The sequence below is a fragment of the Gemmatimonadota bacterium genome (assembly GCA_026706345.1).
Lineage (GTDB): Bacteria > JAAXHH01 > JAAXHH01 > JAAXHH01 > JAAXHH01 > JAAXHH01.
The window spans coordinates 1-10,763 of record JAPOYX010000241.1; the positions used below are offsets into that span (position 1 = coordinate 1).

Below are 10,763 nucleotides of genomic sequence, written 5' to 3' on the forward strand. Positions count from 1 at the left end.
GATCGTGCCGATGTTCACGTGGGGCTTGGTACGCTCGAATCTTTCCTTCGACATGCTGCATATCCTCCAGATAATGAACCGTTACGCGCCGCCGCGTATTTTCTCAAGAATCTCTTGTTTGATACTCTCGGGTACTTCCGCGTAATGCGAGAACTGCATGGTCGACACGGCCCGTCCCTGCGTAGCCGAACGCAACGCCGTCGCGTAGCCGAACATCTCGCTCAGGGGAACAGTGGCCGCCACGACCTGCGCGTCCGTCCGGGGAATGATCCCGCCGATGCGTCCGCGTCGCGCGTTCAGATCGCCGACCACGCTGCCCACGTATTCACTGGGAACAGCCACTTCCACGTCCATGACCGGTTCGAGCAATGCGGGATCGGCCTTGCGCATGCCGTCTTGGAAGGCCATGGAGGCCGCCACCTTGAAGGCTACCTCGGACGAATCGACTTCGTGGTAGGAACCGTCGTACAGGGTGACCTTCACCCCCTGCACCGTGTATCCGGCGAGCACGCCGTTATGTGCGGCTTCCCGCACGCCGGCCTCGACGGAAGAGATGAATTCCCGCGGGATGACTCCCCCGACGATGCCGTTCACGAATTCGACGCCATCCCTGTCCTCCCCGTCCTCCGCGGGCTCCATCTCGAGCCATACGTGACCGAACTGACCGCGTCCGCCCGACTGCCGTACGAAACGCCCTTCGCTCTTCACGGCCGTGCCGATGGTTTCCCGGTAGGCGACCTGGGGACGCCCCACGTTCGCTTCCACGCGGAATTCTCTCAGCATGCGGTCTACCAGGATCTCGAGGTGCAGTTCACCCATGCCGGATATGATCAGTTGGCTGGTCTCTTCATCGGTATGTACGCGGAAAGTGGGATCTTCTTCGGAGAGCTTCTGGAGGGACTGGCTGAGCTTTTCTTCGTCCGCCCGGGTCTTGGGCTCGACCGCGACGGACATCACGGGCTTGGGAAACTCCATCGCTTCGAGGGCGATGGGCCACTCGGGATCGCAAAGCGTATCGCCCGTCGCCACATCCTTTACCCCCACGAGCGCCACGATGTCGCCCGCTTCGGCCGCCTTGAGCTGTTCCCGCTTGTTGGCGTGCATCTGCAGGATCCGGCTGATCCGTTCGCGACGGCCGGTCCGGGTGTTCAGCACGTAACAGCCGGCAGGCAGCGTGCCGGAATAGATCCGGTAGAAGGCCAGCTTGCCGACGTGGGGATCGGTCATGATCTTGAAGGCTACTCCGGACAGCGGCGCGTCGGGCAGGCTCTCCCGTGTTTCCTGTTCGCCGGTCAACGTGTTCTTGCCCGAGACGGGCGGTACGTCCTGGGGCGACGGCAGGTAGTCGACGATCGCGTCGAGCAATGCCTGGACGCCCTTGTTGCGGAAGGAAGATCCCACCAGGACCGGGATCAGGCTGACCGACAGCGTGGCACGGCGAATGGCGCCATGCAATTCGGAAACCGTCGGTTCCTCGCCGGCCAGGTAGGTTTCCATCAGTTCCTCGTCCACTTCGGCGAGACCCTCTATCAGCTTGCTTCGGTGCTCCGCGGCATAATCGGCCAAGTCCTTCGGAATGTCGTGCTCGTCGAAGGTGGCGCCCATGTTGTCTTCATGGTAGCTGCGCGCCTTCATGGCAACCAGGTCGATGGATCCGGTAAACAGGTCGCCGGTTCCGATGGGCAGCTGGATCGGCAGGGCGTTGGCCCCGAGCCGTTCGTGCATCATGGAGACGACCTGGTGGAAGTCCGCCCCGACGCGGTCGATCTTGTTCACGTAGGCCAGGCGGGGCACGCCGTACTTGTCGGCCTGCCGCCACACGGTCTCGGACTGCGGCTCGACGCCGCCCACGGCACAAAAAATCGCCACGGAGCCGTCAAGCACGCGCAGCGATCGTTCCACCTCGACCGTGAAGTCGACGTGACCGGGCGTATCGATGATATTGATCCGATGGTCGCGCCAGAAGGACGTCGTGGCCGCGGACGTGATCGTAATGCCCCGCTCGCGCTCCTGCTCCATCCAGTCCATGGTCGCGGCGCCGTCGTGGACCTCGCCCATTCTCCGCACGCGTCCCGTATAATAGAGGATGCGTTCGGTGGTGGTCGTCTTGCCCGCGTCGATATGGGCCATGATCCCGATGTTCCTGGTCTTCTCCAGGTTCGATTCGGAAGCGTGCTTTCGGGTTGCTTCGGACATTTTCTCTTTCGGTTTGATCGTTGCTTCAGTCACTGCGTCATCTACCTCATAAAGTACGGATCATCGCGAGGGATGATCCGTTTTTACTGTTTCGACGTGATATCGATACGCCTTTACCACCTGTAATGGGCAAAGGCCCGGTTCGCTTCCGCCATTCGGTAGGTCTCTTCCTTGCGGCGGACGGCGGCGCCCTCCCCTTTGGCGGCGGCGGTAAACTCGCCCGCCAGGCACTCGTACATGCTTTTCTCGGAACGGGCCCGGGCGGCTTCGATGATCCAGCGTATCGCCATGGCCCGCTGCTGGTCGTCCCTCACCTCCACGGGAACCTGGTAGGTCGAGCCACCCACCCGGCGGGATTTGACATGAACGACGGGACCCACGCTCTCGATCGCCGTCTCGAACACGGGCAGCGGTTCCTGGCCGGTCCGTTCTTCGATCAGGTCGAGCGCCTGGTAGAACACGCGTTCCGCGACGCTCTTCTTCCCCTTGCGCATCAGTCCGTTGATGAACTTGGATACCAGTACGCTGTTGAATTTCCAATCCGGTTCCGGTTCCCGTCTTACGACTTCTTTCCTTCTTGCCATCTCGTTCTCCAGCCGTCCCGCGCAGGTGATCTTCGGCCTACTTGGGTTTCTTGGTTCCGTATTTCGACCGTCCGTTACGCCGGTCGGGCACTCCGCTGGCGTCCAGCGCACCGCGGATGATGTGGTACCGCACGCCAGGCAGATCCTTCACCCGGCCGCCCCGGACCAGGACGATGTTATGCTCCTGCAGGTTATGACTTTCGCCCGGGATATAGCAGGTAGCCTCGATGCCGTTCATCAGGCGGACGCGAGCGATTTTCCTCAACGCCGAATTCGGCTTCTTGGGCGTTTGCGTTTTCACCTGCAGGCAGTTGCCCCGTTTCTGGGGGCTGCCCCGCAACGCGGGTGATTTCGTCTTTCGCTGCGCCTTCTTCCGACCGTGGCGAATAAGTTGATTTATCGTGGGCATTCCCGCCTGACCTTCCCTGTTGCGCGGTTTCGACTCAGTCCATACAGTGTGGGTTTTCGGGGGTCCGTACAAATCGGATTTTCCCAAAAGCCACAGGTGGAAAAATTTACATAGATCCGTGGACGATGTCAAGCGTTTTTGTCAGAAAAACGAACGCCGCCATATTTGACTCCGGCGGCGTCCGCTCATCCGCTTCGTCTGGCCCTTCTCAGACCGTTTCCACCGGCGGTGGCTCGGCCTCGGCCACGTTCGGTACGGTCTCGGAGGTCTTGGCCTCCGCGTCGCCGTTCACCGATTCCGCGTCGAAAAGGGGCTCCACCTCTATCGACGGCGGCTGGATCTCGTTGCCCTCTTCGTCTACAAGCCGCATCTGGCTGTACCTGTCGAGCCCGGTACCCGCCGGAATCAGGTGACCCATGATGACGTTTTCCTTCAGACCGAGAAGCGCGTCCGTCTTGCCTTCTATGGCCGCTTGAGTCAGCACGCGGGTCGTTTCCTGGAAAGCCGCGGCGGAGACGAAGCTTTCCGTACTGAGCGCCGCCTTGGCAATGCCCTGCAGCAGCGGCTGGTTCGTCGCCGGGTCGCCGCCTTCTCGCAGCACGCGGTCGTTCTCCGAATGGAAACGGCTGCGGTCCACGTCCTCGCCCTTGAGGAACTCCGTGTCGCCGGGGTCGTCCACTTTGACTTTCTGGAGCATCTGGCGCACGATGACTTCCACATGCTTGTCGTTGATGCTCACGCCCTGCATGCGGTACACTTCCTGTATCTGGTTGACCAGATATTCCTGCACGGCGTTGACGCCCTGGATCTCCAGAATGTCATGGGGATCGATCGACCCTTCCGACAGGGGCTCTCCCGCCTGTACCCGGTCGCCGTCCCGCACGCTGAGATGCCGTCCCTGCGGGATCAGGTATTCCTGCTCCGATCCGTCGTCGGCGCGCACGAGGAGGCGATGGGCGCGCCGGACGATGCCGGCGACCTTTACGACACCGTCCACCTTCGCCACCGTGGCGGGATCGCGGGGCTTTCGCGCCTCGAAAAGTTCGGCGACGCGCGGCAGGCCGCCAGTGATGTCCCGGGTCCTGCCGATGGAGCGCGGTATGCGCGCGAGGACCGTACCGGGCTGCACGTAGGTGCGTTCGGTATTGTTCTGGTCCGTGAACTCGGTGACGAGCAGATGGGCGCCGGTGGGCAGGTTGTATTCGTCTTTCTTCTTGCCCTTGGCGTCCGCGATGTAGATGCGCGGATGGAGCGCCCTCGATCCGCGGTTTTCCGTGATCACCTTCTGACGCATGCCCGTGGTGTCGTCCAGCTGCTCGCGCAACGTCTCTCCGGCCACCACGTCTTCGAGTTGCACGTGGCCGGCCTGAACGGCGATGATCGGGATATTATAGGGATTCCACTCGAAGAGGGCCTGGTTTTCCTCGACGGTTTCTTCATCCTCCGTGAGCATGACGGCGCCGTAGGGGATGAAGAAATGGGCCCGGCGGTTGCCGTCGGTGTCCAGGATGGTGATTTCGCCGGCCCGGCCGATGACGACCGGGAGGCCGTTCTCCTGGGTGACGGTTTCAACCGCGGAGAAGACGGCCTTGCCCGCCTGCTTCGTGGTGATCTTGTTCTGCGTGGCGTCGCGGCTCGCGATCCCGCCGATGTGGAAGGTGCGGAGCGTCAGCTGCGTCCCCGGTTCGCCGATGCTTTGCGCCGCCATGACGCCTACGGCCTCGCCCATTTCCACCATGGAGCCCGTGGCGAGGTTCCGGCCGTAGCACCGGGCGCACACGCCGCGCTTGGTCTCGCACGTCAGCACGGACCGGATGTGCACGGTTTCGCTCATCTCCGCATCCGGGTCGGAAGCGTACTGCACGCCGCCGCGTTGTTCGATGAGGTCGGCGACTTCCTCGTTGATCTCCTCGCCGGCGGCCGTCAGCAGTTCCCGCGTGATGGGATCGTAGATGTCATCCAGCACTACCCGGCCCAGTACCCGGTCGCCCAGCGGTTCCATGACGTTCTCGCCCTCTTTGAGGGCGCCGATCTCGATGCCGCGAATCGTGCCGCAGTCCACCTCGTTGATGATCACGTTCTGCGCCACGTCCACCAGCCGCCGGGTAAGGTATCCGGCGTCCGCGGTCTTGAGGGCCGTGTCGGCCAGACCCTTGCGGCCGCCGTGACTGGACGTGAAGTACTCGAGCACCGTCAGCCCTTCCTTCAGGTTGGACAGGATGGGTGTCTCGATGTATTCGCCGATCTGGCCGACGACTTTCCGCTGGGGCTTGGCCATAAGGCCGCGCATGCCGCACAGCTGTCCCACCTGGTCCAGTTTGCTCCTGGCGCCGGAGGCCATCATCATGTAGAAAGGATTGAAGCCGTCGTCCGATTCCTCCAGCGTCGTTTCGACGACTTCGTTCAGCTTGGTCCGGGTGTGCTGCCACACGTCGATCACCTTGTTGTAGCGCTCGCCCTCGGTGATGGCGTGTCCCTCGTACTGTTCCTGGATGGACTGCACCTCGGCTTCCGCGTCTTGGATCATCTGCGCCTTCTCGTCGGGGATGACCACGTCGTCGATGCCCGAGGTCAGGCCCGAAAGGGTCGCGTAGTGGAAGCCCAGCCGCTTGACTTCGTCGAGGAGCACGCAGGTGCGGTAATTCCCCAGTTGCCGGTATACGTCGGCCACCATATCCCGGATGGCCTTGCTGTCGAACACTTCGTTCTGGAAGCCGATTTCCGGCGGCAGGATCTGGTTGAAGATGACCCGGCCGACGGTCGTTTCGATCATTTTCCCTTCGTGGCGCAGCTTGATGACGGCATGGAGATCCACGAGGTCGTTGTCGAAGGCGAGCATGACCTCGGACACGCCCGAGAAGACCTTGCCTTCGCCCCGGCAGCCCGTGAGTTCCTTGGTCAGGTAGTAGCATCCGAGCACGATGTCTTTGCTCGGCGCGCAAATCGGCTGTCCGTTCTTCGGATCGAGGATGTTGTTGGAGGACAGCATCAGCACCCGGGCTTCGATCTGGGCTTCGAAGGACATGGGGACGTGCACCGGCATCTGGTCGCCGTCGAAGTCCGCGTTGAAGGCTTCGCATACGAGGGGATGGATGCGGATGGCCTTGCCTTCCACGAGCACCGGCATGAAAGCCTGGATACCCAGCCGGTGCAGCGTGGGCGCCCGGTTCAGCAGGACCGGGTGGTCCTTGATGATTTCTTCGAGGATGTCCCAGACTTCGGGCTCCTCGCGTTCCACGATCTTCTTTGCGCTCTTGACCGTCTGCACGAAGCCCTTGTCTTCCAGCCGCTGTATGATAAACGGCTTGAAGAGTTCCAGGGCGATGTTCTTGGGCAGCCCGCACTGGTGGATCTTCAACTCGGGTTCCACCACGATCACGGACCGGCCGGAGTAGTCCACCCGCTTGCCGAGCAGGTTCTGGCGGAACCGGCCCTGCTTGCCCTTGAGCAGGTCGGAAAGGGACTTGAGAGAGCGGTTTCCGTCGCCGCGCACGGCCCGGGACCGCCTGCCGTTGTCGAGCAGCGCGTCCACCGCCTCCTGCAACATCCGCTTCTCGTTGCGGAGTATGACGTCGGGCGCGCGGATCTCCAGCAGTTTCTTGAGCCGGTTGTTCCGATTGATGACGCGCCGGTACAGGTCGTTGAGGTCTGAAGTGGCGAACCTCCCGCCTTCCAGGGGCACGAGCGGCCGCAGGTCGGGCGGGATGACCGGCAGCACTTCCATGATCATCCACTCGGGCCGGTTTCCGTCGGAGTCGGGTCCGTTGGAATTCCGGAAGGCCTCGACCACCTTCAGCCGCTTCAGCGCGTCGTTTTTACGCTGCACCGACGTTTCCATCCGCACCCGGGTCCGCAGCTCGACGGACAGCTCTTCGATATCGATCTCGGAAAGCAGGCGGCGGAGGGCGCCGGCGCCCATGTCCGCCTCGAACTCGTGCCCCGCCTCCTCGAGATCCATGAAGGTATCCTGGTCGATGATCTCGCCCTTCTGGTATTCGGTGTCTCCCGGGTCCAGCATGACGTAGGACTCGTAGTAGATCACCCTTTCCAGGTTCCGGATGGAAAGATCCAGCAGGTTGCCGATCCGGCTGGGCGGCGATTTGAAATACCAGATATGGCATACCGGAACGGCCAGCTCGATGTGTCCGAGCCGTTCCCGCCGTACCTTCGCCTGGGTGACTTCCACGCCGCAACGGTCGCATATGACGCCGCGGTACCGGATGCGCTTGTATTTTCCGCAGTTGCACTCCCAATCCTTCACAGGACCGAAGATGCGTTCGCAGAACAGGCCGTCGCGTTCCGGTTTGAACGTCCGGTAGTTTATGGTTTCCGGCTTCGTCACTTCCCCGTAGGACCATCTGCGGATCGTTTCGGGGGAGGCCAGTTGTATCCGAATCGTGGCGCGGTTCTTGGGCTGCTTTTGCATTAGATCGACCACTGGTGACACCTCCTGATCGTTATCTTCTCTGCAAGCCTCTGGTCGGCATGTCGGCGTCCGGAGTCCGATCGGGGACTCCGCGGGTGAGGTGTTAACCGTTTCATTCCTCGAGCTGGACGTCCAGGGCCAGGCTCTGGAGCTCCTTGACGAGGACGTTAAAGGACTCCGGTATCCCCGGTTCCGGCGGATTGTCGCCCTTGACGATGGCCTCGTACAGCCGGGAACGGCCGTTGACGTCGTCCGATTTCACGGTCAGCATTTCCTGTAGGGTGTACGAAGCGCCGTAGGCCTGCAGGGCCCAGACCTCCATTTCGCCGAAACGCTGGCCGCCGAACTGGGCCTTGCCTCCGAGCGGCTGTTGCGTAACCAGGGAGTAGGGCCCGATCGACCGCGCGTGGATCTTGTCCTCGACCAGGTGGTTCAGTTTCATGACGTACATGAATCCGACCGTGACGTCCTTGTCGAAGGGCAGGCCCGTCTTGCCGTCGTAGAGCGTACTCTTTCCGGATTCGGGCAGGCCCGCGTTGACCAGCGCCTGTTTGATTTCAGCAATGGACGCCCCGTCAAACACCGGTGTCGCGATGTAGGTGTTTGTTTCTTTCGCGACCCATCCGATGTGGATCTCCATGATCTGGCCGAGGTTCATGCGGCCCGGCACGCCGAGAGGATTCAGGATGATGTCTATGGGACGTCCGTCCGGCAGGTAGGGTATGTCCTCTTCCGGAACGATTTTCGCCACGACGCCCTTGTTCCCGTGCCGGCCGGCCATCTTGTCGCCCACCGACAGTTTTCGCTTTTTCGCCACGTACACCTTGACGAGTTGAATCACACCGGGGGCAAGTTCGTCTCCGCGCCGTATCTTCTCCTGCTCGCGTTCCAGCTGGTTTTCGATTTCCCGGATATTCTTGGACGAAGCGTGGATCACCTTCCGGACCTGATCGTTCACGCCCGCGTTGACCACCCACCGCTCGCTCTGGATGACCCGGTCGAAATCGAGTTCCGCCAGCCGGGTGTCCGTGTACTTCCGCTTGGCCGGGACCACGACCTCCTCGGTCTCTCCGTCCCGGAGTTCGACGCACACCTTGCCCTTGAGCAGCTCCTTCAGCTTTTCGTTGCGCGTCTCCTTGACCTGGTCTATCCGCTGCTGGTAATCGCGTTCGAGTTCGCGCAGGGTTTCCCTTTCCTTCTCCCGGGCGACGCTGTCGCTGTCCTTGCGGCTGTACAGGCGGGTGTCGATGACGATACCCTGCATGCCCGGAGGCGCTTTCAGGGAAGCATCCCGCACATCGCCGGCCTTCTCGCCGAAGATCGCGCGCAACAGGCGCTCCTCCGGCGACAGCTCCCGCTCGCCCTTGGGGGTCACCTTGCCCACGAGGATGTCGCCGGGCCCCACTTCGGTGCCGATGCGAATAATCCCGGACTCGTCCAGGTTGCGGACGGCCTCCTCGCTCACGTTGGGGATCTCGCGGGTGAATTCCTCGGTGCCCACTTTCGTTTCACGCGCCGGAAGTTCGAACTCGGTGATGTGGATGGAAGAAAAGATGTCCTGCTTGACCAGCCGTTCGCTGACGACGATGGCGTCTTCGAAATTGTACCCTTCCCAGGACATGAAAGCGGTCAGCACGTTGCGGCCCAGGGCGAGCTCGCCCTGGTTCGTGGCGGGCCCGTCGGCGAGGACCTGCCCCGCTTCCACGCGCTCGCCCGTCCGGACGACCGGCTTCTGGTTGATGCAGGTTTCCTGGTTGGATTTCTTGAACTTGGTAAGCGGATACACGTCGGGCGGCGTGTCGAAGAGATCGGAATCATCGGTGTCGTCAGGCGTCACCGTAATCATGTCGGCCGAGACCTGCGTGACCGTACCGCTCTGCCTGGCGACCACCACCGCACCGGAATCCACGGCTACTTTCCGTTCCATGCCCGTGCCTACCAGGGGTCCCTCGGTCCGCAGGAGGGGCACGGCCTGCCGCTGCATGTTGGATCCCATGAGGGCCCGGTTGGCGTCGTCGTGTTCCAGGAAGGGGATCAGGGCCGCGGACACGCCCAGGATCTGCTTGGGCGAAACATCCATGTAGTCGACCTCGCCGGGGTCGACCAGCTTGATGTCTCCCTTGTTCCGCGTGGGTATGCGGCCGACGAGGCGTCCTTCGTCGTCCAGCGAGATGGCGGCCTGGGCGATCATGAAGTCCTCTTCCTGGTCGGCCGACAGGTAGTCGATCTGTTCGGTGATCTGGCCGTCTTCGACCCTGCGGTAGGGCGTTTCGATGAAACCGAACCGGTTGATCCTGCCGTAGGTGCCCATGTAGGCGATCAGGCCGATGTTCGGACCTTCCGGCGTCTCGATGGGACAGATGCGGCCGTAGTGCGTATGGTGGACGTCGCGGACCTCGAAGCTGGCGTGCGACCGGTCCAGTCCGCCGGGACCCAGCGAGCTCAGCCTCCGCTTGTGGGTCAGTTCGGCCAGGGGATTGGTCTGCTCCATGAACTGCGAAAGCTGGCTGCTGCCGAAGAACGCGGCGATGACGGAAGATACCGTCCGGGCGTTCACCAGGTCCTGGGGCGTGATGGAATCGGCGTCGTGGAGGCTGATCCGGTCCCGTATGGTCCTCGCCATGCGGGTCAGCCCGGTGTTGAACTGCTGGGCGAGCAGTTCGCCCACGGAACGCGTGCGGCGGTTGCCCAGGTGATCGATGTCGTCGGTGACGCCTTCGCCGCGGCGCAGCTTCAGAAGATAGTCGATGATGGCGATGAAGTCTTCCGCCGTCAGGATGGTCGTGTCGATGGGCACGTCCACGTTCAGGCGCTTGTTGATGCGGTGGCGTCCCACGGCCGCCAGGTTGTACCGCTTCGGGTTGAAGAACATGCGGTCCATCAGCGCCTGGGCCGTTTCGAGATTGGGCGGGTCGCCGGGCCGCAACAGGCTGTACATCTTGGACAGCGCTTCTTCCGAAGTCGTGGTCGCGTCTTTCTTGAACGTGTTCGCCAGGACGTCCGGCTCACGGGTCGGATCCATCCGGACGACCTTGATCTTGCGGGCGTGGCCGTTTCCTTCGGACAGCGTTTCGGCCAGCGCTTCCGTCAGCGGTTCTCCGCTCTCCGCGACGACCTCCCCGGTTTTCTTGTCGACGACCGGTTCGCC

At 62.3% G+C, this 10,763-nt stretch carries 5 protein-coding genes; all 5 read right to left on the reverse strand.

The features are described 5' to 3' along the window. Window positions 1–81: 81 nt before the first annotated feature. Window positions 82–2,196, reverse strand: a complete 2,115-nt coding sequence (gene fusA / locus OXG98_17480) for an elongation factor G (protein ID MCY3773802.1) — start codon at window positions 2,194–2,196, stop codon at window positions 82–84. A 113-nt stretch (window positions 2,197–2,309) separates the two neighbouring features. Continuing rightward, on the reverse strand, window positions 2,310–2,780 hold the full coding sequence (gene rpsG / locus OXG98_17485) for a 30S ribosomal protein S7 (protein MCY3773803.1): 471 nt from the start codon (window positions 2,778–2,780) through the stop codon (window positions 2,310–2,312). A gap of 37 nt (window positions 2,781–2,817) precedes the next feature. After that, on the reverse strand, window positions 2,818–3,189 hold the full coding sequence (gene rpsL / locus OXG98_17490; protein ID MCY3773804.1) for a 30S ribosomal protein S12: 372 nt from the start codon (window positions 3,187–3,189) through the stop codon (window positions 2,818–2,820). A gap of 208 nt (window positions 3,190–3,397) precedes the next feature. After that, window positions 3,398–7,615: a DNA-directed RNA polymerase subunit beta' gene (rpoC, locus tag OXG98_17495; GenBank protein ID MCY3773805.1), complete on the reverse strand. Its 4,218-nt coding sequence runs from the start codon at window positions 7,613–7,615 to the stop codon at window positions 3,398–3,400. A gap of 112 nt (window positions 7,616–7,727) precedes the next feature. Further along, a partial coding sequence (rpoB, locus tag OXG98_17500; protein MCY3773806.1) for a DNA-directed RNA polymerase subunit beta occupies window positions 7,728–10,763 on the reverse strand: 3,036 nt, incomplete at its 5' end.